Source organism: Pseudarthrobacter sp. 1G09, assembly GCF_050038305.1.
Classification (GTDB): Bacteria; Actinomycetota; Actinomycetes; order Actinomycetales; family Micrococcaceae; genus Arthrobacter; species Arthrobacter equi.
In genome coordinates, this window is record NZ_CP188306.1 from 3,684,934 (window position 1) to 3,710,957 (window position 26,024).

The following is a 26,024-nucleotide window of genomic DNA, read 5'->3' on the forward strand; positions in this document are numbered from 1 at the left end:
GTCCTTGCCGGTAAAGTGGAAAACATGGCAACTCGTACGAACCCCTTATTCGACACTGCCACCACCCTCGGAAAGATCCTCATTTTCCTTGGCGTGAGTGCTGTCTGCGGTGTCCTGGTGGCCGGCCTCCTGGTGCCGGCTGCTGCCGTCTCCGGCAGCGCAGCGAGCGGTTCGATCGAGTTCTTCGACACCCTCCCGGCAGAACTGAAGGTCGATCCGCCCAACCAGACCACCAGGATCCTGGCCGCGGACGGCAGCGAGATTGCCAGCGTCTACACGGAAAACCGCACCAAGGTTGCCCTGGACCAGATCTCGCCGTTCATGAAGGAAGCTGTCATCGCCGTCGAGGACAGCCGTTTTTATGAGCACGGGGGCGTGGACACCACCGGCATCCTGCGTGCCTTGGCTGCCACCGCCCGCGGCAACAAGCAGGGCGCATCCACCATCACCCAGCAGTACGTGAACAACGTGCTGAACGCCAACCTCGCCGCCGAAGGCAACGAGGACCAGATCAAGCTCAACGGCGTTAACAAGGGCGTGGGCGACAAGCTCCGCGAGATGAAGCTGGCCATCGCCCTCGAGAAGGAGTTCAGCAAGGACCAGATCCTTGAGGGCTACCTCAACATCGTCTTCTTCAACCGCGACGCGTACGGCATCGAAGCCGCCTCGCGGTACTTCTTCAGCACCTCCGCCAAGGACCTGACGCTCCCCCAGGCAGCGCTCCTGGCCGGCCTGGTGAACAGCCCCTCCGCTTTCGATCCCATCACCAACCCGGAGAGCTCCAAGCAGCGCCGCGACCTGGTGCTTGGCCTGATGCTGAACCAAGGCAAGATCACCAAGGAAGAACACGACGCCGCAGTGGCCACCCCGGTGGAGCCCAAGGTGACCCAGCCCAAGCAGGGTTGTGCGTATGCTTCCTCCGCCCCGTACTTCTGCGACTACGTTCTGCACCTCCTGGAGAACAACCCGGCCTACGGTGCCGAACGTGAAGAGCGCCAGCGCCTGATCTACGGCGGCGGCCTGACCATCACCACCACGCTTGACCCGAAGGCGCAGGCTGTTGCCCAGGACCAGGTCAACGCCTCCGCAGGTGCCAACCCCGACAAGTGGGGCGCCGCATTGGTGTCCGTCCAGCCGAACTCGGGCAAGATCATTTCGATGGCCCAGAACACCACGTTCCTGCCGAACCAGGGTTTCGATTCGCAGCTGAACTTCAACGTGGACCAGATGGACAAGGACGGCAACGACCTCAACGGCATCGGTGGTTTCCAGCCCGGTTCCACCATGAAGCCGTTCACGTTCGCGGAGTGGCTCAACGAGGGCAAGTCCATGAACACCGTGGTCAACGCCGCCCAGCGCGTGTATCCGTTGAGCTTCCCGTGGCGGAACTCCTGCGGCAAGGTAACCGGCGGCTACAGCACGGCGCAGAAGAACGCGGGCCTTGGCACCGCCGATGACCTGCAGAACGCCGAACGCCAGTGGTACCGGCCCCTGTCCGTCTTGGAAGGCCTGTACAACTCCATCAACACGGTCACGTTCGCTTCGGCCGCGCAGCTGGACTTCTGCGGCATCCAGAAGGTGGTTGACGCCGTAGGACTCCACAGCGGCCTGCCGTCGGCGGACGGCTCGGAGCCGAACCCGAAGATTGACATGAACCTGCTGGGCAACCTGCTGGGTTCCACGCAGACGTCGCCGCTGACCATGGCCAGCGCGTTCGCCACGTTCGCCAACGACGGCAAGTTCTGCGAGGCCATTGCCATCACGTCCGTCACGGACGCCACGGGCAAGCAGCTCCCGGCGCAGTCCACCAACTGCCGCGACGCCATCAAGCCCGAGGTTGCCCGCGGCGTGAACTACGCACTGCAGGAAGTCCTGAACCGCGGCTCCGGTTCGCTGATCCAGCCCCGGATCTCCACCCGCACCAGCTTCCCCATCGGCGCCAAGACGGGTACGTCCAACAACAACGGCTCCACCTGGGTTGTTGGCCACACTACGGGCCTTGCCACCGCCACGTGGTTCGGTGACGCTCTCGGCGACCAGGGCCGTCCGGGTCAGAACATCACCGTGAACGGCAAGTTCTACCAGGGCATTGACGGGTACATGATCGCCGGACCGATGTTCTCCAACTACATGTCCCAGATTGCCCCGGGCTACGGCACCGATCCGTTCCCGGCACCGCCGAGCAACCTGGTAAACGGCACCACCCGGAGCACCACCCCGGCCACCACCGCTCCGCAGGCCACTCAGGCACCGCAGGCACCGTCCGCCCCGGCAGCAAGCCAGCCGGCTCCCCAGCCGAGCAACAACGGCAACGGTAATGGCAACAACAGCGGGAAAGACTAGCCGGCCATGACCATGGACACGTTGGTAAGCCGCGCCCGGACAATCGGGCGCGGCTTTGCCGTAACCGCAGGGGTAGGATCAGCGGCCGGGTTGGCCGCCTTCGGGTACGGCCTATGGGAGAAGAACCAGTTCGTCCTGCGCGAAGAGACGCTGCCCATCCTTCCCCCCGGCAGGGAGCCGTTCCGCATCCTGCACCTCAGCGATATCCACTTCGTTCCGGGCCAGGACAAGAAGGCTGCCTGGCTCGGGCAGCTGGCCACACTCCGGCCGGACCTCGTGGTGAACACGGGCGACAACCTCAGCCACATCAAGGCCGTGGAGCCCCTCCTGGCTGCCCTCAAGCCGCTGATGGAATTCCCGGGCGTCTTCGTCCCGGGTTCCAACGACTACTTCGCGCCCACCCTGAAGAACCCCGCGTCCTACCTGATGGGCCCGTCCAAGGCCAAACCCAAGCCGGTGGCCCTCGACTGGCCACGGCTGCGGTCCGGATTCGGAATGGGCGGCTGGGTGGACCTGACCAACCGGAACCAGTCACTGGTCCTGAACGGCATGCGCTTCGATTTCTCCGGCGTGGATGACCCCCACCTGAACCGGGAACGCTACGCCGGCTGGCCCCGCGGGACCCGGAACCAGGACGCCAAGGACCACCTCCGGGTGGCGGTCATCCACGCGCCCTACCAGCGGGTGCTGGACCACTTCACGGGCGAGGGCGCGGACCTGCTCCTGGCCGGACACACCCACGGCGGGCAGCTGTGCATCCCCGGCTACGGTGCGCTGGTCTCCAACTGCGACCTCCCCACCTGGCGGGCCAAGGGCCTGAACGATTGGCAGAGCAACGGACGTACGACGCCGGTCAACGTCTCCGGCGGCATCGGCACCTCGCGCTTCGCCCCGGTGAGGATCGCCTGCCGGCCCGAGGCCGTCCTGCTGACCCTCACCTCCCCCAGCTGACCGCACGCATTACGGAATGCAATAAGTCAGCAAGCTGGCTGATGTGCTCTGGATCCTGTGAATCGTCTCACGTGATGGCATAGGGTAGTTGCTACGGGAAACTACATTCGTTTTAGAGCTTTAGAAGCGGGCATGGCGAAGCAAACTCCATTTTTCAGGTCAATCAGCCGTCTCTACCCCCATGTCCGGCCCATCATCCCCCGGCTGCTGCTCGGGCTCCTGTGCGCATTGATGGCAAGTATCGTGGCCCTCACCATCCCGCAGGTCCTGCGGGTGCTGGTCAACGAATCGCTGAAGCCCGGCGGGGCATCCGATGCTGTGTGGATCTCGGCCGGCGTCATATTGGTCCTGGGCGTGGCAGAAGCGGGCCTGGTGGCGTTGCGCCGCCAGTTCGTCATCAACCCCGCCACCACCGTGGAAACCCGCATGCGGGTGTCCCTCTATGACCACCTGCAGGACCTGACCGTGTCGTTCCACGACCGGTGGGGTTCCGGGCAGCTGCTGTCCCGGGCCATGACGGACCTGAACTTCCTCCGCCGCTGGATGGCCTTCGGCGCCATCATGCTGGTGGTCACCACACTGACGGTCATCATCGGCATCGTGGCCATGTTCTCCATGAGCTGGCAGCTGGCCCTGATCTTCCTGGCTGCCGCCGTTCCCATCACCATCAACAGCTTCCGGTTCCGCACCAGGTTCAGCAAGGTTGCCCGGCGCAGCCAGGACCAGGCCGGCGATCTCGCCACTACCGTGGAGGAGTCCGTTCACGGCATCCGCGTCCTGAAGGCTTTCGGGCGCAGCCGGGAGGCGCTGGAGAACTTCAACGAGCAGGCGGAGGAACTCCGCCAGACAGAGATCGAAAAGGCCCGCCACCAGGCGACCTTCACCATGGTGGTCACCCTGCTCCCCGAGCTCGCCCTGGGCGCCGGACTGGTGGTGGGGGTCATGCTCTGCGCCAGCGGCCAGCTCAGCATCGGATCGCTGGTTGCCTTCTTCGCCACGGCAGCGGTCATCGCCTCCCCCGTGGAGTTCTCCGGGATGCTGCTGGCCATGGCACTCACCGCCAAGACCGCTATCGACCGGCACTACGAGGTGATGGACACGCAGAACACCATCACCAGCCCGCCCCAGCCCCGCGCCCCCGCAACGCTGGCCGGGGCGCTGCGCTTCAACAACGCCTCCTTCGCGTTCGAGGACGCCCCGGACAAACCCATCCTGAAGAACATCAACCTGGAGGTCCGGCCGGGCGAAACCATGGCGCTGGTGGGCATCACCGGCAGCGGCAAGAGCGCCCTGATCCAGCTGGTCCCCCGCCTGTACGACGTCAGCGACGGTTCCATCACCATCGACGGCGTGGACCTGAAGGAGTTCGACGTCGGAGAGCTCCGGCAGGTGGTGGGCGTCGCCTTCGAGGACACCACGCTCTTCTCCAATTCTGTCCGGGACAACGTCCTGCTGGGCGCCCGGGACAGGACGGACGACGTCCTGGAGGAGGCGCTGGACGTTGCCCAGGCGCAGTTCGCGCACTCCCTGCCCGAGGGCGTGGACACCCTCATCGGCGAGGAAGGACTCAGCCTCTCCGGCGGCCAGCGCCAGCGGATCGCACTGGCGCGTGCCATTGCCGCCCGGCCCCGCGTCCTGGTCCTTGATGATCCGCTCTCCGCGCTGGACGTGCACACCGAGGAACTCGTGGAGGCCCGCCTCCGGGAGGTCCTGAAGGACACCACCACGCTGATTGTGGCGCACCGCCCCTCCACCGTGGCGCTGGCGGACCGGGTGGCCCTGCTGGAGGACGGCCGGATCGCCGCCGTTGGAACACACACCGAACTGCTGGCAAGTAACGCCCACTACCGCTACGTCATCGCCAGCCTCGACCAGGAGCCGCGGGACCTGGACTCCGAACTGTCGGAACTCGAGGACCAGGCCGAGGAAGTGACCCGATGAGCACGGCAACGTTCGGTACCGCCAACGAAGACAACGCCCACCTCAGCAAGAGCGACAGCCGGGCAGTACGGCGGCGCTCGCTCGCCCTGCTGCGCTCACTCATCCGCCCGGTCCGGGTACGGTTCTGGCTGACTATCGCCATGGTGGTGCTCTCCCAGGCCGCCCGCGTGGCAGGCCCGGCGCTGATCGCTTTCGGCATCGACCGCGCGCTGCCCGCCCTGCAGGCCGGAGACAACCTGCCCTTGGTGTTCACCGGCGTCGCGTACCTGCTGGCAGCGGTGGCGACGGCGGGCCTCACCGCCCTTTATGTCACCTCCACGGCCCGGCTCAGCCAGGCAATGCTGCTGGACCTGCGGGTGCGCGTGTTCCGGCACACCCAGCGGCTCAGCCTGGAGTTCCACGAGAAGTACACCTCCGGCAGGATCATCGCCCGGCAGACCTCGGACCTCGAGGCGCTCCGCGAACTCCTGGATTCGGGCGTCAGTTCACTGGCCTCCGGGCTGCTGTTCATGGTGTTCACCGCGGTAACGGTCTTCGCACTGGACTGGCGCAGCGGCCTGCTGGTCCTTGCCGCCGGCGTGCCGATGTTCTTCCTGGCCCGCTGGTACCAGAAGCACTCGCAGATCGCCTTCCGGGAGTCCCGGGTGGTGTCAGCCCGGCTGATCGTGCACTTCGTGGAGACCATGACCGGCATCCGCGCCGTCAAGGCCTTCCGGAAGGAGCGCGAGAACGCAGAGACTTACGGGCAGCTGGCCGAGGACTACCGCCAGGTGACGGTCCGTTCCATCAACCTGAACGGCATTTTCCAGCCGGGCTTGGTGCTGATCGGCAACGTATGCGTGGCGGTGGTGCTGCTGTTCGGCGGCTTCCGGGTCCTATCCGGGGACCTCGCCGTCGGCGTCCTGCTGGCCCTGATCCTTTCCACGAAACGCTTCTTCCAGCCCGTGGACCAGATGGCCATGTTCTACAACTCGTTCCAAAGCGCCCAGGCGGCCCTCGAGAAGGTCTCCGGCCTGTTGGAGGAGGTCCCCACCGTGCGGCCGCCGAAGAACCCGGTGGCCCTGGAAAACGCCCGCGGCGGGATCGACTTCAACGGCGTGGAGTTCCGCTACGGCTCCGGCCCGCTGGTGGTCCCACGGCTGGACCTGCACATCCCTGCCGGGCAAACCGTGGCCCTGGTGGGCCAGACCGGCGCCGGCAAGTCCACGCTGGCCAAGCTGATCGCCCGCTTCTACGACGTCTCGTCAGGGACACTGACCCTGGACGGGGTGGACCTGCGGGACCTCAGCAGCACGGACCTGCGCCGCAACATCGTCATGGTCACCCAGGAGGCCTTCCTGTTCAGCGGCTCGGTGGCGGACAACATCGCCCTGGGCCGTCCGGAGGCGTCGCGGGACGAAATCGAGGACGCTGCACGCGCGGTAGGTGCCCACGATTTCATCGTTGAACTCCCTGAAGGCTACGACACGGACGTCAACAAGCGTGGCGGCCGGGTCTCCTCGGGCCAGCGGCAGCTCATCAGTTTCGCCCGGGCGTTCCTGGCCCGGCCGGCAGTGCTGATCCTGGACGAAGCCACCTCGTCCCTGGACATCCCCTCCGAGCGGCTGGTGCAGACCGGCTTGGCCCGGCTGCTGGCCGGCACGGACGCGGAGAGCCGGACGGCGCTGATCATCGCCCACCGGCTGTCCACCGTGGAAACGGCGGACCGGGTGCTGGTAGTCCATGACGGGCGGATCGTGGAGGACGGCAGCCCTGCCGACCTCATCAGCGGCGGCGGCCGGTTCGCCGATCTGCACGGTGCTTGGAGGGACTCATTGGTCTGAGTGGGCGCCGATTTCGCATCGGGACCCGGCATCCGCTATTCTTGTAAAGTTGCTTTTGCAGCGGATCGGGATGTGGCGCAGCTTGGTAGCGCGCGTCGTTCGGGACGACGAGGTCGCAGGTTCAAATCCTGTCATCCCGACCAGTAACAAAAGAGGGTCTCCTTGCGGAGGCCCTCTTTTGCTTTACCTGCCACGTTAGCCAGCGGCGATGACGCCCGCAGGAGGTCCGGGCGCGGCCGGGGCAGGGCAGTCCAAGGTTAAAGGAAACAGCCCCGGAGCAGTGCTCCGGGGCTGTCCTCGCCTCCTGGGTTGAGGAAGCTGTTACATCGGGTCCGGCCAGTTGCCAACGTACGTGGTGTACGTGGTACCGGAGGTGTCCTTCTTGGTGTCCTTGACCTTCTTGGACATCGGGTCCGGCCAGTTACCAACGGCTACCGAAGTACCCGTGGAATCAGCAATGGAACCGGTGGACAGTACGGCCGGAGCCGCAGCAGAAAAAGCAAGGGCACCGGCCAGCGCAGCCGCTGTTGCGATCTTCTTCAACATAAATAGGTTCCTCAATACGAGTCGGATTCGTTACAAAGCCAGCACTGTCCTTGTTGACATACATTGTAAAATGTTTTCCACAGGGACTGTCAAGCATTTGGTGGAAAGACTGTCCGGAAGAGGAGGAAACGCCGTGGGCAACGGATTCGGGGAGAAGCTCCGCGCGGAGCGTCTCGAACGGGGGCTGACGCAGGCTGAACTGGGCAAGGACCTGTATTCACCCAGCTACATCTCACTGCTCGAAACCGGCCGGAGGGAACCCACGGCCGAAGTGATCGAGGAGCTGGCTCGCAGGCTGGAGCTGGCACCCAAGGCGCTGGAAGCCTGGAGCCAGCCCATCTCGGTAAGCGACGCCGAATACGTCCTGGCCGGTCTGTACGCCCGGCAGGCCTGGGACCTGCGGGACTACCCGCTGGCCGCCAGCCACGCCGCCACAGCCGCGCAGATCGCGCTGGACGGCAGGAACACCAGCGCGTGGTGGAACATGACCTACATGCAGGCGGAATGCCTGATCAAGCAGGGCAACTGGCAGGAATGCCAGCGCATCATGCAGCACCTGCTGGAACACCCTATGGCCACTGAATCCGCGGGCCTCGCTGTCCGCGCCCGCCAGATGCTCGCCGGCATCTGCCAGGGCCAGGGCCAGCTCGGCGCCGCGGTGGACCATGCCATGGAGGCTGTCAAGCTCTGCGCACAGCTGCCCAAGGGCTCCACCCTCATCATCGGCGCACACCGGGCCCTGATCGGCGCCCTGGCCGAGAGTGGCCGCTTGGATGAGGCTTGGAAGTACTGCCAGGACATGAACGACCATGTGGATGAACACTCCATGTCGCAGCTGGCCGGTGAGGTCGCCTGGGTGATCGGCAACGTGGCCTTCATGCGCCACGATTACCAGGAGGGCATTAAGCACCACGAGCGCGCTGCCCGCCTGCTCTCCCCCGCGAATGACATCGAACTGTGGGCACGGTTCAACAAGGCTTCCGCCGCGGTGCGGCTCTCCTCGGGGATCGTGGAACCGGAAACCCTGTCATCCATCGAGCGGGCCGAGCTGGCCCTGTCCATCGTGGGCGGCAACAAGTCGGACCAGCTGGAGGTTGCGTTCATCCGAGCCCGGTGGCTGTACCTGACCGGGGACATTGTGGCCGCCGTCGAAAAGCTCCGCGAAATCCATGCCGAACGGGCCTCGCTGGCCAAACACACCGCTGGCGAGGTTTCGCTCCTCCTGGGCAAGTCCCTCAAGGCCGCCGGCGAGTCGGAGGAGGCCCTGATCCACCTCCAGGAGGCCCAGAAGGCCTTCAGTGCGGCGGGTGCGGCGGACCGCGTCCAGCAGGCACTGGACGCGGTCCTGGAGATCAAGCTGGCCCAGCGGCGGGCCGCCAACGCTGCGAAGGCCAGCTAGCGCAGCAGCACTAAGCCGGCGGGGACAGCTGGGGCCCCGTCAGGCGAAGGTCTTGCCCGTGATCTTCTCGTACGCCTCGACGTACCGGCTGCGGGTGCGGTCCACCACTCCGGCCGGCAGCGCCGGGGGCGGGGTATCCGAGGCCCGGTCCCAGCCGGACTCGGCGGATGTCAGCCAGTCCCGGACATACTGCTTGTCGTAGGACGGCTGGGCCTGGCCCGGCTGGTAGGTGGCGGCGTCCCAGAAGCGTGAAGAGTCCGGCGTCAGCACCTCGTCGCCCAACGTGATGGAACCGGAGACAGCGTCGTAGCCGAATTCCACCTTGGTGTCGGCCAGGATGATGCCACGCTCGCGGGCAATCTTCTCCGCGGTGGTGTAGATCTTCAGCGTCAGTTCACTCAGGCGGGCCGCGATGTCATCCCCCACCAGCGCCACCACGGCGTCGTAGGTGATGTTCTCGTCGTGCTCGCCAACAGCTGCCTTTGCCGACGGCGTGAAGATGGCGTGCTCCAGGCGGGAGCCGTCCACCAGGCCGTCCGGCAGCGGGATGTTGCAGACGGTACCGGACGCCCGGTACTCGAGCAGCCCGGAACCGGTGAGGTAGCCGCGGGCGATGCATTCCACCGGGAACATGTCCAGCTTCTTGCAGATCATGGCCCGGCCCTCGACCTCGGCCGGGACGCCTTCTTCGACGGTGGAGCCCAGGACGTGGTGCTCCACGCCCAGCTGGTCGAACCACCACAGGCTCAGCTGGGTGAGGATGCGGCCCTTGTCCGGGATCTCGCTGGAGAGCACATGGTCGTAGGCGCTGATCCGGTCGCTGGCCACCACCAGCACACAGTCCTGGCCCACGCGTTCCTTGACTGACTCGTCGGCGGGCTCATACAGGTCGCGGACCTTGCCGGAGTAGACGTGGGTCCAGCCCGGCAGGTCCAGGGTGCTGGCGCTGCTGAAGCCGCGGGATGCGGGAGTTTCGCTCATGCTAGGCCTTCGCTTTCGTGATGGGCAGCGCACCCGTGGCGGCGTACGGCACCTTGATTTCGCCGCGGGCGGCCTTGCGGCCGATGTCGCTGCGGAACTGTCCGCCGTCCAGCTGGACCAGTTCCACGCCGTCGTAGGCGCGTTCGCGCGCCTCCACCAGGTCACTGCCCAGGGCGACCACCGCCAGGACGCGGCCGCCGGCGGAAACTGCCTTGCCGTCGTCGTCCAGGGCGGTTCCGGCGTGGATGACGTGCACGCCCTCCAGTGCCTCGGCCTTCTTCAGGCCGCGGATGCGGTCTCCGGTGCGCGGAGTGTCCGGGTAGTTTTCGGACGCAACCACGACGGCGACGGCGGTGTCCTTGGACCAGCGCAGCTCTTCCGCGGTGTCCAGTTCGCCCTTGGCGGCGGAGAGGAGCAGGGAGCCGAGCGGCGTTTTGAGCCGTGCCAGGACGGCCTGGGTCTCGGGGTCGCCGAAGCGGACGTTGAATTCGATAACCCGCGTGCCCCGTGAGGTCAGGGCCAGGCCGACGAACAGGACGCCGACAAAGGGCGTGCCGCGGCGGGCCATTTCGTTGACGGTGGGCTGGGCCACCCGGTCGAGGACTTCCTGGACGAGGCCTTCGGGGGCCCACTCAAGCGGGGTGTAGGCGCCCATGCCGCCGGTGTTGGGGCCTTCGTCATTGTCGAAGATGCGCTTGAAGTCCTGGGCGGGCGAAAGTGCCACGGTGTTGTGTCCGTCGCAGAGGACAAAGAGGGATACCTCGGGGCCGTCCAGGAATTCCTCGATCACTACCGACCCACCGGCATCGAAGCAGGACTGGGCGTGGGCCAGGGCTTCCTCGCGGTTGCGTGTGACCACCACGCCCTTGCCGGCGGCGAGGCCGTCGTCCTTGACCACGTAGGGGGCGCCGAAGGTGTCCAGTGCTGATGCGGCCTCTTCGGCGTTGGTGGCCACCAGTGCCATCGCCGTGGGCACACCTGCCTCGGCCATGATCTCCTTGGCGAACGCCTTGGACGCTTCCAGCTGCGCGGCGGCCTTGCTGGGGCCGAACACGGGAATGCCTGCCTCACGGACAGCATCGGACACGCCTGCGGCCAGCGGGGCTTCGGGGCCCACCACCACGAGGTCTACGGCCAGCTTGGTGGCCAGCTTCGCGACGGCGTCGGGATCATTACCGTTGATCTTGTGTGTGGGGACCAACTTGCTGATGCCGGCGTTACCGGGTGCTGCATGGACCTCGGACACGTTGGGATCGGCGAGCAGGGAGCGGACAATGGCGTGTTCGCGGCCTCCGGGGCCGATGACGAGTACCTTCACAGTCTCCAAGCGTACTTTGTGGACCCTGCCCGCTCCTAAGCTGTGTCCTTGCCGCCCGCTGCCATCCGCGGGGCTGTTCCGCTCCGAACACCTGCCATGACAACGCTACGGAACCGCCTCACTGGACCCGCTCCCCTGGCTGCGCTGGCAGGTGTGGTGGCTGCCGCCGTCGTACTTGCCGTGGCGGAGCTGCTCGGCGCGTTCTTCACCGCCCGCGCCACACCGCTCTTTGCGCTTGGCTCCACCTTCATTGATTTCACCCCGGGGTGGCTGAAGGACTTCGCCATCGCCACGTTCGGCACCAACGACAAGGCGGCCCTGTTCGTCGGCATGGGCCTGACCATCACTGTCCTGGCCTGTGTCCTGGGTGTCGTGGCGTACCGAAAGTGGGCGTTGGGCGTCCTGGGCGTCCTGTTCATGGGCGCGGTGATCGTGGCGTGCGTGGTGACGCGGGCGGGTGTTTCGGCCGTTGATGCCATCCCCGCGGTCCTCGGGACCTTCGCGGGTGTGGCGGTGCTCCGATTCCTGGTGAACCGGGTGCAGGCCCTGAAGGCCTGGCCCGAGGCGCCGGCAGACCTGGCGGACGACGCCTATGTACGGGTTGGGAGCGAGGGCAGCAGCCGCCGGAGGTTCTTCGCCGCGGCCGGAATCACCGCCGTTGCGGCCGGCGTCGCAGCCACGGGAGGCCGGCTGCTCGGTGCCGCACGCAGCAATATCGCCAAGGCACGCGACGCGCTCCAGCTCCCCGCACCAGCCACGGCTGCCCCTGCCATTCCCGCCGGCGTCCAGTCGCCCGTGGACGGTGCGCCGCCGTGGGTGACCCCCAACAACGATTTCTACCGGATCGACACTGCCCTGAGCGTTCCCGAGATCAATGCCGACGACTGGGAGCTGCGGGTCCACGGCCTGGTGGAGGAAGAGGTGCGCCTGACGTTCCAGGACCTGCTCGACGCCGACCTCATCGAATCGCACGTGACGCTCACCTGCGTCTCAAACCCGGTGGGCGGGAACCTGGCGGGCAACGCCAAGTGGCTGGGACTGCCGCTCCGGGAAGTGCTGAAGCGGGCCAAGCCCAAGGAGGGAGCTGACATGGTCCTTTCCACCTCCATCGACGGCTTCAGTGCGTCCACGCCCCTGGAAGTACTACAGGACGGCCGGGACGCCATGCTGGCGATCGGCATGAACGGCGAGCCACTGCCCCTGGAGCACGGCTACCCGGTGCGGATGGTGGTGCCGGGCCTGTACGGGTTCGTCTCCGCCACCAAGTGGGTGGTGGACCTGGAAGTCACCCGGTTCGCGGACAGCAAGGCGTACTGGACCGAGCGCGGCTGGTCCGAACGCGGACCCATCAAGACCATGGCGCGGGTGGACGTGCCCAAGTCCTTCGCCAAGGTCCCCGCCGGGAAGGTTGCCGTGGGCGGCACCGCCTGGGCCCAGACCCGGGGCATCACCAAAGTGGAAATCCAGATCGACAACGCGGACTGGGCGGAGGCCACACTGTCCACCGAGGCATCGCTGGTGACCTGGCGGCAGTGGTCCTACGAGTGGGACGCCACGCCGGGCCCCCACTACATCAAGGTCCGCGCCACGGACGGCACGGGCGAGGTGCAGACGGAGCAACGCGCGGACCCCGTCCCGGACGGCGCCTCGGGCTGGCAGTCCTTGATGGTCACGGTGGAGTGACGCCGCGTCGGCCCGTCCCGCCCGGGGGTTCCCCCTAGACTGGCAGCATGCCGCACAATCCCCACGCCACCTTTACCGTGGACTCCGCCGTCGAACTGGCCGTGATAGAACGCAGCGGCTTCGTGGAGTCCCGGCACATCGGCTCGGCTGTCCTTCTTTCCGCTGACGGATCCGTGGTGACGGAGCTCGGCGACATCAACACCCCCATCTACGCGCGGTCGGCCCTCAAACCGTTCCAGGCCCTGGCCTCCATGCAGTCCGGCGTCCCGCTGCGGGGAGCCCAGGTGGCCGTTGCCTGTGGCAGCCACACGGGCTCACTGGACCACATGGACGTGGTGGCGGGAATGCTGAAAGCCGCCGGGGTGCGGGAGGACCAGCTGCAGTGCCCCGAAGCATGGCCGCAGGACGAAACCGCGCGGAACTGGCTGGTCCGCTCCGAGAAGGGCAAATCCCGGCTGGCCTTCAACTGTTCCGGCAAGCACGCCGCGTTCCTCTGGGCCTGCACCGAAAACGGCTGGGATACGCACAGCTACCTTGAGCCGAACCACCCGCTGCAGCAGCGCGTGCGGAGCGTCATCGAGGAATACACCGGCGAGAAAATCGCGCACCTGGGGATCGACGGCTGCGGAGCCCCAGTGGCGGCGCTGTCCCTCAAGGGCCTGGCCCGGGGGTACTCCCTCCTGGCCAAGGCCCCCGGCGACCAAACCTCCAACGCCCGCGCCGCCACGATTGCCACGTCCATGCTCGATTACCCGTGGGCGGTGCAGGGCCGGGGCGAGGCCAACACCTTGGTGATGGATGAGCTGGAGGTCATTGCCAAGATCGGCGCCGAGGGCGTGCTCGCCATGGCCACACCGCAGGGTGTCTCGGTGGCCGTCAAGATCCTCGACGGGAACCTTCGTGCCACATCCCTGGTGGCGCTGACGCTGCTGGCCGCGGCCGGCGCCGTGGAAATCCCGGTCGTGGCCAGCGTCCTTGAAAAAGTGGTGGACCCCGTGCTGGGCGGCGGCCGCCCCGTGGGCAGGATCCGCCTGGGCCCCGCGGTTTCCGCTCTCCTGGACTGACCAACCCCGCACTGATCCAACCGCCACCGGAACTAAGGATGGAACCATGGCAACCGCCCGCCGCCGCGTCGACGTGAAGGAAGGCAAAGCGGCCCTGGACGCGTGGCTGGAAGCGGCCCGGTCGCCGTCGGACGCCCCCCTCCCGCGGAATGTCCTGGCCACTGCCGTGCGCTACACCCTGGAGGAAGTCACCGCCCGCGCGCCGGGCAACTCCGTGGAGGTCCGGGTGCCGCCCTTCGGCGTCACCCAATGCGTTGAAGGGCCGCGCCACACCCGCGGCACACCGCCGAACGTCATAGAGTGCGACGCCGCCACGTGGCTTGCGATGGCCACCGGCGGGCTCGCCTGGGCGGACGCTGTCGGGGCTGGCAAGGTGGCCGCGTCCGGGCTCCGCGCAGACCTGTCGGGACTCCTGCCGCTCTAGGCCTGGGCCGGTTCAGCCGCGGCCGATGAAGGGCATACCCGCAGCCGTCACCACCACGGAGCCCACGCTGGCCGACGCCGGCATGTTGGCCATCATCAGCACCGCACGGGCCGCGTCCGCCACCGGAAAGGTCGGTTCCACCCGGCGGGTCCCATCGGCCTGCAGCGCACCGGAGCCCACGCCGATGGTGTCCATAATCTCCGTGGCGGTGTTGCCGATATCGATCTGCCCGCAGGTGATCCCGAACCCGCGTCCGTCCAGTTCGATGCTCTTGGTCAGGCCCGTCATGGCGTGTTTGGTCACCGTGTAGGCGACGGTCCGCGGCCGGGGCGAGTGGGCCGCGATGGACCCGTTGTTGATGATCCGGCCCCCCTGCGGTTCCTGGGCCTTCATGGCCCGCACCGCGGCCGCAGCGCACAGCATGGACCCGGTCAGGTTTACGGCCACGGTGGCGTTCCAGTCGTCCACGCTGATCTCGTCCACGCTCGCGGCCGGGCCAAACACGCCGGCATTGTTGAACAGGACGTCCACGCGGCCCCACCGCTGAAGGGCGGCCGAGAAGAGGCGTTCGACGTCGTCCGGCCGGGAGACGTCGCATGCCACCACGAACGCGCCGGGATGGTCCGCCGCGGTTTCCTTGAGCGGAGACTCCCGCCGGCCCGCCAGGACTACCCGGTACCCGTCGGCCAGCATCTGGCGTGCCACCTCCCGACCGATGCCGGAGCCGGCGCCGGTGACCACGGCCACCCGTCCTTCGGAGTGGGACATTCTCACGTGTGCTCCTCGTTCTACGGCTGGTTGTCCCGCAGCAGGGTCCTACGGACGTGTGTTCTGCAGCTGTGCCGCCGTTCCGGCGCTGTTCAGCGGCCAGCCTATGACGGTCTTGGGCCGGGGCGCAGCGTAAGTCCGGATCTTGGAGGTGGACAGCCGCATACGCACCAGCGACTCCGCAATGGTGACGGCCGAGGCCACACCGTCCACCACGGGAACTCCTGCGCGCTGCCGGATCTGTTCGTCCAGCCCGGCCATCCCGCCGCAGCCCAGGACGATCACCTCCGCTTTGTCCTGGGTGACGGCCCGCATGGCCTCGCTGACGATTGCCTCCACGGCCCGCTCAGGCTCTTCCTCAAGTTCCAGTACCGCCATTCCGCTCGCCCGGACCGAGGCGCAACGGGCGTCCAGGCCGGCGAGCTTGAGCCGGTCCTCGATGAGCGGTACGGCGCGGTCCAAGGTGGTCACCACGGAGTACTTGTGGCCCAGGAACATGGCAGTGCTGGCCGCGGCCTCGGTAATGTCCACTACCGGGACGTCCAGGAGTTCCTGCAGTCCTTCCCGGCCGTGCTCGCCGTAGCCGGCCTGGACCACCGCATCGAACGGCTCCGGGTAGGACGTTACCGCGTCCATAACGGCGATGGCCGCCAGGTAGCTTTCGAAGTTCCCCTCACAGGAATCGGCGCCGAAGCGGGGCGTGATGCCCACGATCTCCGTACCCGGCGCGGCAACCGCACGGGCAGAGGCGGCGATGGATTCGGTCATGGACTCGGTGGTGTTGACGTTGGCAACGAGGATGCGCATGGTGTTTCCTTTGCGGGGCTGCGGCGGTGGGCGGCGGTGGGTGGACCCTGGTCAGTGGGTGCTGGCGACGGCGATGGACTCGCCGTCGCGGTCTTCCAGCCGTTGTGTCCGGTCGGCAGCGAAGTAGTACACCACTGCGGCGATGCTGGCCGCGAAGAACCAGGCGAAGGGCGCCACGGCGGCCAGCGCCGGAACGAAGGCGATGCACAGGGCCACGGCGGCGGCCGGCACCATGGCGGTGAGGGCCCGCGGGTTGACGCCGTTGCGGTAGAAGTAAGCGCCGTCGGGTGAAGCAGTGTAGAGCTCGGGGACGTTGACCTTGCCGCGGCGGATCAGCCAGTAGTCGGCCATGACCACACCGAACAGCGGGCCGAGCAGCGCACCGAGGCCGCCCAGGAAGTACAGGATGACCAGGGGGTTGTTGTAGAGGTTCCAGGGCAGGATCACCAGGCCGATGACGGCGCTGACGACGGCGGCCCGGCGGAAGTTGAGCCGCTTGGGGAACAGGTTAGTCAGGGCGTAAACGGGGGCAACGAAGTTGGCCATCAGGTTGACGGCAATGGTGAGGATCAGCAGGGCCAGGCAGGCCAGGACCAGGAAGAGCGTGTTCGGGATGGTCTGGACGATGTCCGACGGGCTCTGGATGATGGTGCCGTTGATCTTGAACTGGCCGCCGGCCATGACCACCACGATGGCTCCGAAGAGCAGCATGTTGATGGGGATGCCCCAGAAGTTTCCCCGCACCACGGCGTTCTTGGAGACGGCGGAGCGGGTGAAGTCGCAGAAATTCAGAACGAACGTGCCGTAGATGGATACCCAGAGGGCGCCGCCGGCGAAGATGGTCCGCCACATGTCCAGCCCTTCCAGGGCGTTGTTCGATGACCAGGCGATTGACCCGCCCGCTTCCATGAAGATCCAGATGGCCATGGCTGCCATGGTGGCCAGGATGACGGGGCCGGCGAAGGCTTCGTACTTGCGGATCATCTCCATCCCAAAGCTCACGATCACCAGCTGCACCACCCACAGGACCAGGAATGCGGCCCAGCCAAGGGTGGACAGCCCCAGGATGGAGTCCTTGTCCAGGTCGGCCAATGCGGGGAACATGGCCACGAGCATTACGCGGAACACGACGGAGGCGAGGTACGTCTGGATGCCGAACCAGGCCACTGCGACGGCGCCGCGGAGGAGGCTGGCGATCTGGGCTCCCCTGATGCCGAAGCTGATCCGGCTCATCACCGGGAAGGGAACGCCGGTCTTAACGCCCATGAAGCCTGAGAGGGTCAGCAGTCCGAACAGCAGCGCCGCTCCGATGCCCAGGGCCAGGAGTATCTGCCAGCCGCCGAGGCCGAGGGCGAACAGGCCAATGGCGAAAGCGTAGTTTCCGAGGCTGTGAACGTCGTTGGCCCACAGCGTGAAGATGCTGTAGCTGGTCCAGCTGCGGCCTTCACGCTTGGTGGGGGCAAGGTCCACGTTGTACAGGGTGGGGCTGATGTTCTTGCCTGATGCTGCGCTTGCTGCTTCGCACAGGTCGTCAACGCTGACGGACGGATGGGTGGGAGCAACTGACGGCGTTGTCAGCTCCTGGGCCGCGTCAACGCCCGCCGGAGGAGGGGTCTTCATAAGGTTGTCTCAATTCATTGGGGCTTCCGGGGTGGTGAGTCCGACGATGGGAGTCAGTACTGCTGGTCCCCGTCGTTTCTGTTATTCCACTCTGCGGAATCGAGATATTGAATAGTGAAAACCAGCGTATGACCTGGGTCACGTACCGTCAAGGCAGTGCCACGCCCCAGAACAGTCATAAATGGTTGGGAAGGCCCCGACTGCGGCCATAGGCGGAAGTGGCAGGCGGCCGCATTGACCCGACCCTTACCTCGCAGATAATCTCGTCATACAGAAATGTTTTCTCACAATACGAAAACATGGGCCATTCGAAGATGAAAAGAGGCTCCCGTGGCTGCAGGAGAAGATACCTCCCATATCCTCAGCGGGTTGACTGACCAGCTGCCTGATCGTGATCCGGAAGAGACTGCGGAGTGGGTTGAGTCCCTGGATGCGTTGATCCGGGAACAGGGTACCGAGCGTGCCCAGTACATTATGCGGAGCCTGCTGCAGCGTGCGGGCGCGCAGAGTGTCGGGGTGCCGATGGTGACCACCACCGATTACGTGAACACGATCCCCGTGGACCAGGAAGCACCGTTCCCGGGCAATGAGGAGTACGAGCGCCGGTACCGGGCGTACATGCGGTGGAACGCCGCGGTCATGGTGCACCGGGCGCAGCGGCCCGAGATCGGGGTGGGCGGGCACATCTCCACCTACGCCGGTGCTGCGACCCTGTACGAGGTCGGCTTCAACCACTTCTTCCGCGGCAAGGACGCTCCCGGCGGCGGGGACCAGGTCTTCTTCCAGGGTCACGCCTCCCCCGGCATGTACGCCCGCGCGTTCATGGAAGGCCGCCTCACCGAAGAGGACCTGGACGGGTTCCGGCAGGAAAAGTCCCGGCAGGGCCACGCCCTGTCCTCCTACCCGCACCCGCGCCTGATGCCGGACTTCTGGGAATTCCCCACCGTGTCCATGGGTATCGGCCCGATGAACGCGATCTACCAGGCCCAGTCCAACCGGTACCTGCACAACCGCGGACTGAAAGACACCTCCGACCAGCAGGTCTGGGCGTTCCTGGGCGACGGGGAGATGGACGAGCCCGAGTCCCGCGGCCTGCTCCAGCTCGCCGCGAACGAGAACCTGGACAACCTGAACTTCGTGATCAACTGCAACCTCCAGCGCCTCGACGGGCCGGTCCGGGGCAACGGGAAGATCATGCAGGAACTCGAAGCGTTCTTCCGCGGCGCGGGCTGGAACGTGATCAAGGTCGTCTGGGGCCGGGAATGGGATGACCTCCTCACCCAGGACACCAACGGGTCCCTGGTGAAGATCATGAACGAAACCCCCGACGGGGACTACCAGACCTACAAGGCCGAATCCGGCGGGTTCGTCCGCGAACACTTCTTCGGCAAGGACCCCGCCACCAAAGACATGGTCGCGGACCTCACCGATGACCAGATCTGGAACCTCAAACGCGGTGGCCACGACTACCGCAAGGTCTACGCAGCCTACAAAGCCGCCACCGAATTCAAGGGCAAACCCACCGTCATCCTCGCCAAAACCGTCAAAGGCTACGGACTCGGACCCAGGTTTGAAGGCCGGAATGCCACGCATCAAATGAAGAAGCTGACGGTGGAGGACCTCAAGGACTTCCGGGACTACCTCCGCATCCCTGTGTCGGACGAGCAACTGGACGCCGATCCATATCGCCCTCCCTATTACCACCCGGGTGCCGATGCACCCGAAATCGCCTACCTCCACGAACGCCGCAGGGCCCTTGGCGGGTCGGTTCCGGAACGCCGTTCACAGCATGAGGCCGTCGAGCTGCCGGAAGCCAAGTCCTACGATGCGGCCAGGCGCGGCTCGGGGAAGCAGCAGGCGGCCACCACCATGGCCTTCGTGCGCCTGCTCAAGGACCTCCTCCGCGACAAGAAGTTCGGGAACCGGATTGTGCCCATCGTGCCGGACGAATCCCGCACGTTCGGCATGGATGCGTTCTTCCCGACGGCGAAGATCTACAACCCCAAGGGCCAGAACTACCTCTCCGTGGACCGCGACCTCGTCCTGGCCTACAAGGAATCCCCCGCCGGCCAGCTCATCCACCCCGGCATCAACGAAGCCGGCGCCGTGGCAGCCTTCACCGCCGCCGGCACCGCCTACGCCACCCACGGCGTACCCCTGGTCCCGGTCTACGTGTTCTACTCCATGTTCGGCTTCCAACGCACCGGCGACGCCTTCTGGGCAGCAGCAGACCAAATGACCCGCGGCTTCATCATCGGCGCCACCGCAGGACGGACCACCCTCACCGGCGAAGGCCTCCAGCACGCCGACGGACACTCCCCCCTCCTGGCATCAACGAACCCGGCAGTGGTCACCTACGACCCCGCCTACGGCTACGAAATGGGCCACATCATCCGCGACGGCCTCGAACGCATGTACGGGCCGGACTCGGATGACCGGAACCTGATGTATTACCTCACGGTGTACAACGAGCCGATTGTCCAGCCGGCGGAACCGGAAAACCTGGATGTGCAGGGTGTCCTGGGTGGTATCCACCGGGTCTCGGCGTCGGGAGTTGAAGGACCTAAGGCGCAGATCCTGGCGTCCGGCGTGTCAGTGCCCTGGGCCCTCGAAGCCCAGCGCATCCTCGCCGAAGACTGGTCCGTCTCCGCCGACGTCTGGTCCGTCACCTCCTGGAACGAACTCCGACGCGACGGCCTCGCCGCCGAAGAAGAAGCCTTCCTCAACCCCGAACAACCCGCCCGGGTCCCGTTCGTCACCCAACAACTCGAAGGCGCCACCGGCCCCGTCGTCGCCGTCTCCGACTACATGAAAGCCGTCCCCGACCAGATCCGCCAATTCGTCCCCAACGAATACGCCACCCTCGGCGCAGACGGCTTCGGCTTCTCCGACACCCGCGCAGCAGCCCGCCGCTACTTCAAAAACGACACCCACTCCATCGTGGTCAAAGTGCTCCAGCTGCTCGCGGCAAGGGGTGATGTGGAGGCGGACGCGCCGTCGTACGCCATGGACCGGTACAAGCTCCTGGACGTCAACGCCGGCACTACTGGCGGTGTGGGCGGCGACGCCTGACAAGGCAGTGCCTGAAGGTCATCCAGGCGGCTGGGACAGTTGTCGAGGGAACTGCTCCGGCCGCCTTTATGACTAGGGTGCAGGTATGACAACAGCTAGCGAGCGGAAGCGGCGCACCACGGGCGTCGTCCTTGCGGCCGGAGCGGGCACCCGCCTGGGCCTCGGGCCGAAGGCGCTGCTGCCCTACCGCGGGCGGCCGCTGGTTGAGGCCATCGCCGGAGCACTCTTCGATGGCGGCTGCCGTGACGTGGTTGTGGTCCTCGGCGCGGGTGCTGCGGAGGTTGTCGAGGCGGCCGATCTGGGCCGTTGCCGGGTTGCCGCCAATCCGGACTGGCAGTCCGGCATGGGCAGTTCCTTCTTGCTCGGTGAAGGGACCGCAGATCCGGCGGACCACCTGCTGGTGGCCCTCGTAGACCAGCCCGGACTCACCCCGGAAACGGTGGCGCGGCTGCTCGCCGCCCACCGCCCGGGCCGGGTCACCGCCGCCGCGTACCGCCCTCGGGATCTCCCTGACGGCAGTCCACGCAACCATCTCAAGCCCGGCCAACTCCAGCGCAGCCAACTCCAGCGCGGCCATCCACTCCTCATCGACGCGTCTTTGCGTTCGGCTGTTGCCACAACGGTGACCGGTGACGCCGGGGCACGGGGCTTCCTCCGCGCCAACCCCGGGATGGTGGATGAGGTGGATTGCAGCGACCAGTCCACCGGCGAGGACATCGACACGCCGGACCAGCTGGGCTTACTTCAGTAGCAGCTGCTCCAACCCGCCCTTGAAGCCGGCCCGGCCGCCGTGGGCGGGGTGCCGGATCTTGGGCGCATCCAGTCCGCTACGGAGCAGGCTGCGGTGTGCCACGTTACCCACGGCCACTATGGTGCGGACAGCAAACAGCTCCGCCAGTGCCTGCCAGAACGGGGTGCCGAGGGCCGCTTCGGACGGCCGCGGCGTGCGGTTGGTCAGCGGCTGCCCCGGCATGTGCGGATGCCACGGGAAAGCGCTCCACAGCAGCGGCAGGACGCCGAGTTCGGCCAGGACCTCCCACATCACAGTTGCCGTGGGTTCCGCCGCAACCCCCGCAGCCTCGGGCGGCAGGACGTATCCCTTGCCGGGCCCGAACAGCCCAAAGCTGTTGGCCGGTCCCTCGAAGATGGTGCGGTTGGTGAAGGGCACGCCGGTAATCCGCATGCCCCGGAAGCCCGGCGCCTCGCCCACCAGCAGGATCGGTGGCCGGCGTTCCAGCATCTCCTGCAAATAAAGCTTCAGGTTGTTCCGGCGCAGCGCATTTTCCGGGACTGTGTGGTCAAAGAAGTTGGTCGAGTCAGCACCGGGCTCCACGGCAGCGAGCGCGCCAATGAACGCGTCGACGCTGTCCGCGGGCCGCATGGAACTGTCCGGACCTGGAATCACGGCTACCAGCGCGGGTGGATGGCCTCGCGGAAATAGTGGTCGTAGATCCAGCGGACACCTTCGCCGAATTCATCGGTGACAGCCACGTCAGCGGCGGCAGCGTTCGCCACGGCCTGGTCCACGTTGCGGGCACCGGGTATCACCGTGGTGACGCCGTCCTGTGCGGCGATCCAGGCGATGGCGGCCTGGGCGGTGGTGGCGCCGGCGGGAACCAGTTGTTCGAACTCGGCCACAGCCTTCAGGCCGAGCTGGTAGTCCACCCCGGAGAAGGTCTCCCCCACATCGAAGGAGCCGCCGTCGCGGTTGTAGTTCCGGTGGTCGTTGTCCGCGAACGTGGTGTCCTTGGTGTATTTCCCGGACAGCAGCCCTGAAGCAAGGGGGACGCGGGCGATGATCCCCACGCCCGCTGCCTTCGCGGCGGGCAGGACCTCGTCCAGGGGCTTGAGCCGGAAAGCGTTCAGGATGATCTGGACCGAGGCCGTTCCCGGGCGCCGGATGGCTTCCAGGGCTTCGTCCGTCCGCTCCACGCTGACGCCATAGTTGCGGATGGCGCCTTCGGACACCAGGGTGTCCAGGGCGTCGTAGACCTCGTTGCTGCTGAACACCGGCGTGGGCGGGCAGTGCAGCTGGACCAGGTCCAGGGCGTCCGTTCCCAGGTTCTTCCGCGAGCGGTCAACCCACTGGCGGAAGTTGGCCAGCGTGTAATTTTCAGGGCGCTGGTCCATCCGGCGGCCCATCTTGGTGCCCACGGTGATGTCCAGCCCGGGGTTGTCTGCCAGGAACTTGCCGATGGCCTGTTCGCTCTTGCCGTCGCCGTACACGTCAGCGGTGTCGAAGAAGGTGACACCGGCCTCGGCGGACGCCGCCAGGATGGACTGGGCCGCGGCCGGGTTCACGTTGCCCCAGTCCGCGCCAAGCTGCCAGGTGCCCAGCCCCACGATGGAGACGTTCCGTCCGGTCCTGCCTAAAATCCGTTGTTCCATCCCCCGACTATAGGGGGCAGCCCGGCAGCCACCGGAATTTTACGGCCCGCCGGTTCAACGCACCGGCTGGGAATGGACGTGGTCCGCGGACACCAACCCGGCCTCCTTCATCCCCAGGTAGATCCGGTCCCGGGCAATGGGCAGCGACGCGAACCGCACTCCGGTGGCGTTCCGGATGGCATTGGCCAGCGCCGGTGCCACCGGGTTGAACGGGCTTTCGCTCATGGACTTGGCACCGAGCGGGCCCAGCTTGTCGTTGGTATCGGCAAAGTACACCTCGCTCCGCGGCACGTCCGCGAAGGTGGGGATGTGGTACTGCCGCAGGATGTCCGTGGTGACCTTGCCGGCGCTATCCACCACCACTTCCTCGTACAGCGCCGCACCAATGGCCTGGGCAATGCCGCCCTCGATCTGGCCGCGGCACTGCCGGGGATTCACCACCACGCCGGCGTCGGCCGCCTGCACGCTCTGCAGGATCCTCAGTTCGCCGGTGTTCCGGTTCACCGCCACGCGGAAGCCGTGCACGTTGAACGCCACGGACCTCGGCGTTCCGCCCCAGCGGCCCTCGGCAGCGAGTTCGACGCCGGCCTCCTCAGCTGCCTGCGCCAGTTCCGACAGTGCCACGGGCGTCCCGTCCACCACCACAGTGTCTCCGTCGAGGACGCAGGCGGAGGCCTGGGTCTGCCGGATGCCCGCGGCAAAGGCCCGGATGCGGACAGCCAGTTCCTCGGCCGCAGCAAGCGTGGCTTTTCCGGCCACCACCGTGCCGGCCGAGCCGAACGCGCCGGTATCGTGCTCTACCAGGTCCGTGTCGGACTGCCGCACCGCCACCCGGGCGGCCTCCGTGGACAGCGCGGTCGCGGCAAGCTGGGCGTGGACGGTGGTGGTGCCGTTGCCGAACTCCGCCGTGCCGACGTCGGCCTGGTACGTTCCGTCGGCCAGGAGCCGCATCCGCGAGTGGGCGAAGTGTCCGCGCGGCGGTACGGTGTCGATCATGGACAGTGCGGTGCCCTCGCCGGTCATCCAGTCCGGTCCCAGCCGGTCCAAGCCGGCGGCCCGGTACCGTTCCAGGCCGCGGTCCAGGGCGCCGCGCACCAGGTCCAGGCATTGGTCCAGCCCGTAGCTGCCGTAGTGCACGTCCTCCTCGGGTTCCGGGTGGGTGGACAGCATGTGGTCGCCTTCGCGCACCATGTTCCGGCGGCGGAACTCGTACGGATCCATGCCGATGCCGGCGGCGAGTTCGTCCATGGCGGACTCCACCGCGAAAATCATCTGGCTCAGCCCGTATCCGCGGAACGCCCCGGCCGGGACCGTGTGGGTGTACATGGCGCGGGCGTCCACTTTTTTGTTGTCGCACTTGTACACGGCCAGGGATTCGCCGCATCCGTGGAACATGACGCCGGGGCCGTGGTTTCCGTAGGCACCGGTGTTGGTGAGCACGTCCAGCTCCAGGGCGGTGAGGTGGCCGTCCTTGCTGGCCCCGGCCTTGAGCTCGATGGTGAACGGATGCCGCGTTGTGGTGGCGGTGAACTGTTCGGTGCGGGTGAGCTCCAGCTGCACGGGCCGCTTCAGCTTCAGGGCCGCGAGCGCCACGAGGTCCTCGGTGAGGACTTCCTGCTTGCCACCGAAGCCACCGCCAACCCTGCCTGCCACCACATGCACTTTGTCCTCCTCCAGCCCGAACACCCGGCACAGGGTTCGCCGGACCAGGAACGGGACCTGGCTGGAGGTGCGGACCTGGAGCCGGCCGTCGGCATCAACGGAGGCGATGGCCGCGTGGGTTTCGAGCGCCACATGCTGAACCCGCTGGGTTTGGTAGGTCTGTTCGTGGATGAAGTCTGCTTCCGCGAAGCCAGTGGCCACGCTTCCCAGTTCGGTATGCAGCTCCGCCACCACGTTGCGGTCCGGCCGGGAGATCCGGGCGGTGGCGCCGTCCTTGTCGCCGTGCACCAGCGGGGCGCCGGGCCGCAGGGCATCCTGCGGCGTGAAGACGGCGGGCAGTTCTTCGTAGCTGACCTTCAGCGCCCGCACGCCTGCCTCGGCGGCAGCTACGGATTCGGCGACGACGGCGGCCACGCGCTGCCCGATGAACCGGACCACGTCATCCAGCACGCGGGTATCGTCCGGATCGTCGGTGAAGAGTTCGTGCTGGGCGGTGGAGAAAAGCTGCTCCGGGGCGTCGTCAGGGGTGAAGACGGCCACCACGCCGGGGATCCGGAGGGCAGCGTCCTTGTCGATGGACACCACCCGCGCGTGGGCGTGCGGTGAGCGGAGGAGCTTCAGGTGCAGCAGGGCCTGCTGCACCTCCTGCGGGATGTCCAGGGTGTAACGGGCCGAGCCGGTGACCACCGCACGGCTGGCGGGCGCGGGGACGTCGTCGCCGAGCTGGCCGGGTTCCGGGTCCGGCTGGCTTGCCCCGGCGATACCCGAGCCCTGCCCCTGCGGATCCGGGTGCCCGGCGTGGCCGCAGACGGCGTCAGCAATGGCGCGGTAGCCCGTGCAGCGGCAGAGGTTGCCCTTGAGGTTGCGGGGCAGGTTGTCCTTTTGTTCGTCGTCGAACGTGGCGGCTGTCATCACCATGCCGGCGGTGCAGAAGCCGCACTGGAAGCCCTGCCGCTCCATGAACTGCTGCTGCACGGGGTGCAGGCCGGGACCGTCGCCGGACGCGGCGGCCAGTCCCTCTATGGTGGTGACGGCGCGCCCGTCGGCGCGGACGGCGGGGTAGATGCAGCTGTGGACCGGTGTGCCGTCAACGTGGACGGTGCAGGCACCGCAGTCGCCGCCGTCGCAGCCCTTCTTGACGCCGAGGTTTCCCTGTTCCCGGAGGAAGGTCCGGAGGCACTGGCCCGGGCGTGGATCCGTCTCGGCCGGTGCGCCGTTGATGTTGATGGCCATG

At 66.7% G+C, this 26,024-nt stretch carries 19 protein-coding genes and 1 tRNA gene; 11 read left to right on the top strand and 9 right to left on the bottom strand.

Features of this window, described 5'->3' with window-relative positions:
- The first annotated feature begins 24 nt into the window (after positions 1-24).
- The 5 genes from ACP3TD_RS17030 (at position 25) to ACP3TD_RS17050 (ending at position 7,201) form a co-directional block, all read left to right on the top strand.
- On the top strand, positions 25-2,343 hold the full coding sequence (locus tag ACP3TD_RS17030; RefSeq protein ID WP_426764156.1) for a transglycosylase domain-containing protein: 2,319 nt from the start codon (positions 25-27) through the stop codon (positions 2,341-2,343).
- Positions 2,344-2,349: 6 nt separating this feature from the next.
- Complete coding sequence (locus tag ACP3TD_RS17035; RefSeq protein WP_426764157.1) at positions 2,350-3,294, top strand: metallophosphoesterase; 945 nt, start codon at positions 2,350-2,352, stop codon at positions 3,292-3,294.
- A 132-nt stretch (positions 3,295-3,426) separates the two neighbouring features.
- Positions 3,427-5,235 (top strand): ABC transporter ATP-binding protein, encoded by a 1,809-nt coding sequence (locus ACP3TD_RS17040; RefSeq protein ID WP_426764159.1) that lies wholly within the window; start codon positions 3,427-3,429, stop codon positions 5,233-5,235.
- Entirely contained in the window at positions 5,232-7,058 is a 1,827-nt protein-coding gene (locus ACP3TD_RS17045) for an ABC transporter ATP-binding protein (protein ID WP_426764160.1), read from the top strand. The genes ACP3TD_RS17040 and ACP3TD_RS17045 overlap by 4 nt, the downstream gene beginning before the upstream one ends.
- A gap of 66 nt (positions 7,059-7,124) precedes the next feature.
- Positions 7,125-7,201 (top strand) — tRNA-Pro (locus ACP3TD_RS17050).
- A gap of 178 nt (positions 7,202-7,379) precedes the next feature.
- Here ACP3TD_RS17050 and ACP3TD_RS17055 read toward each other — a convergent pair.
- Positions 7,380-7,604: a hypothetical protein gene (locus ACP3TD_RS17055; protein ID WP_015938339.1), complete on the bottom strand. Its 225-nt coding sequence runs from the start codon at positions 7,602-7,604 to the stop codon at positions 7,380-7,382.
- A gap of 133 nt (positions 7,605-7,737) precedes the next feature.
- Between ACP3TD_RS17055 and ACP3TD_RS17060 the strand changes: the two genes are divergently transcribed.
- The gene (locus tag ACP3TD_RS17060; RefSeq protein WP_426764161.1) at positions 7,738-9,003 is read left to right on the top strand and encodes a helix-turn-helix domain-containing protein; all 1,266 of its coding nucleotides are present in this window, start codon (positions 7,738-7,740) and stop codon (positions 9,001-9,003) included.
- A 39-nt stretch (positions 9,004-9,042) separates the two neighbouring features.
- Here the strand turns inward: ACP3TD_RS17060 and ACP3TD_RS17065 are convergent, their stop codons facing one another.
- Together ACP3TD_RS17065 and purD are read right to left on the bottom strand one after the other, a co-directional pair.
- On the bottom strand, positions 9,043-9,984 hold the full coding sequence (locus ACP3TD_RS17065; protein WP_426764162.1) for a phosphoribosylaminoimidazolesuccinocarboxamide synthase: 942 nt from the start codon (positions 9,982-9,984) through the stop codon (positions 9,043-9,045).
- Between the two features lies 1 nt (position 9,985).
- The gene (gene purD / locus ACP3TD_RS17070; protein WP_426767282.1) at positions 9,986-11,302 is read right to left on the bottom strand and encodes a phosphoribosylamine--glycine ligase; all 1,317 of its coding nucleotides are present in this window, start codon (positions 11,300-11,302) and stop codon (positions 9,986-9,988) included.
- Positions 11,303-11,398: 96 nt separating this feature from the next.
- Between purD and ACP3TD_RS17075 the strand changes: the two genes are divergently transcribed.
- Genes ACP3TD_RS17075 through ACP3TD_RS17085 form a run of 3 tightly spaced genes read left to right on the top strand, consistent with a single transcriptional unit; the run spans position 11,399 to position 14,473 of the window.
- Positions 11,399-12,985 carry a molybdopterin-dependent oxidoreductase gene (locus tag ACP3TD_RS17075; protein ID WP_426764163.1) on the top strand — a complete coding sequence of 529 codons (1,587 nt, stop codon included), beginning with the start codon at positions 11,399-11,401 and terminating at the stop codon, positions 12,983-12,985.
- A 47-nt stretch (positions 12,986-13,032) separates the two neighbouring features.
- Positions 13,033-14,049, top strand: coding sequence for an asparaginase (locus ACP3TD_RS17080; protein WP_426764164.1), 1,017 nt, complete (start codon positions 13,033-13,035; stop codon positions 14,047-14,049).
- Between the two features lie 46 nt (positions 14,050-14,095).
- Complete coding sequence (locus ACP3TD_RS17085; protein ID WP_426764165.1) at positions 14,096-14,473, top strand: sterol carrier family protein; 378 nt, start codon at positions 14,096-14,098, stop codon at positions 14,471-14,473.
- 12 nt (positions 14,474-14,485) lie between these two features.
- Here ACP3TD_RS17085 and ACP3TD_RS17090 read toward each other — a convergent pair whose 3' ends face one another.
- From ACP3TD_RS17090 to ACP3TD_RS17100, 3 genes are read right to left on the bottom strand one after another with little or no spacing between them, the layout of a single operon-like run.
- Positions 14,486-15,241, bottom strand: coding sequence for an SDR family oxidoreductase (locus ACP3TD_RS17090; protein ID WP_426764166.1), 756 nt, complete (start codon positions 15,239-15,241; stop codon positions 14,486-14,488).
- Positions 15,242-15,289: 48 nt separating this feature from the next.
- The gene (locus ACP3TD_RS17095) at positions 15,290-16,048 is read right to left on the bottom strand and encodes an aspartate/glutamate racemase family protein (RefSeq protein ID WP_426764167.1); all 759 of its coding nucleotides are present in this window, start codon (positions 16,046-16,048) and stop codon (positions 15,290-15,292) included.
- A gap of 51 nt (positions 16,049-16,099) precedes the next feature.
- Entirely contained in the window at positions 16,100-17,668 is a 1,569-nt protein-coding gene (locus ACP3TD_RS17100; protein ID WP_426764168.1) for an NCS1 family nucleobase:cation symporter-1, read from the bottom strand.
- Positions 17,669-17,998: 330 nt separating this feature from the next.
- Here ACP3TD_RS17100 and aceE point away from each other — a divergent pair, with 330 nt between their 5' ends.
- Both aceE and nboR read left to right on the top strand, forming a co-directional pair.
- Positions 17,999-20,740, top strand: coding sequence for a pyruvate dehydrogenase (acetyl-transferring), homodimeric type (gene aceE, locus ACP3TD_RS17105; protein WP_426764169.1), 2,742 nt, complete (start codon positions 17,999-18,001; stop codon positions 20,738-20,740).
- Positions 20,741-20,825: 85 nt separating this feature from the next.
- Complete coding sequence (gene nboR / locus ACP3TD_RS17110; protein WP_426764170.1) at positions 20,826-21,491, top strand: nicotine blue oxidoreductase; 666 nt, start codon at positions 20,826-20,828, stop codon at positions 21,489-21,491.
- Here the strand turns inward: nboR and ACP3TD_RS17115 are convergent.
- Genes ACP3TD_RS17115 through ACP3TD_RS17125 form a run of 3 tightly spaced genes read right to left on the bottom strand, consistent with a single transcriptional unit; the run spans position 21,480 to position 26,023 of the window.
- Positions 21,480-22,121 carry a uracil-DNA glycosylase gene (locus ACP3TD_RS17115; RefSeq protein WP_426764171.1) on the bottom strand — a complete coding sequence of 214 codons (642 nt, stop codon included), beginning with the start codon at positions 22,119-22,121 and terminating at the stop codon, positions 21,480-21,482. The two genes, nboR and ACP3TD_RS17115, sit on opposite strands and share 12 nt — an antisense overlap.
- Positions 22,122-22,147: 26 nt before the next feature.
- Entirely contained in the window at positions 22,148-23,128 is a 981-nt protein-coding gene (locus ACP3TD_RS17120; protein WP_426764172.1) for an aldo/keto reductase, read from the bottom strand.
- 54 nt (positions 23,129-23,182) lie between these two features.
- Positions 23,183-26,023, bottom strand: a complete 2,841-nt coding sequence (locus tag ACP3TD_RS17125; protein WP_426764173.1) for a molybdopterin-dependent oxidoreductase — start codon at positions 26,021-26,023, stop codon at positions 23,183-23,185.
- Position 26,024: the final 1 nt, after the last annotated feature.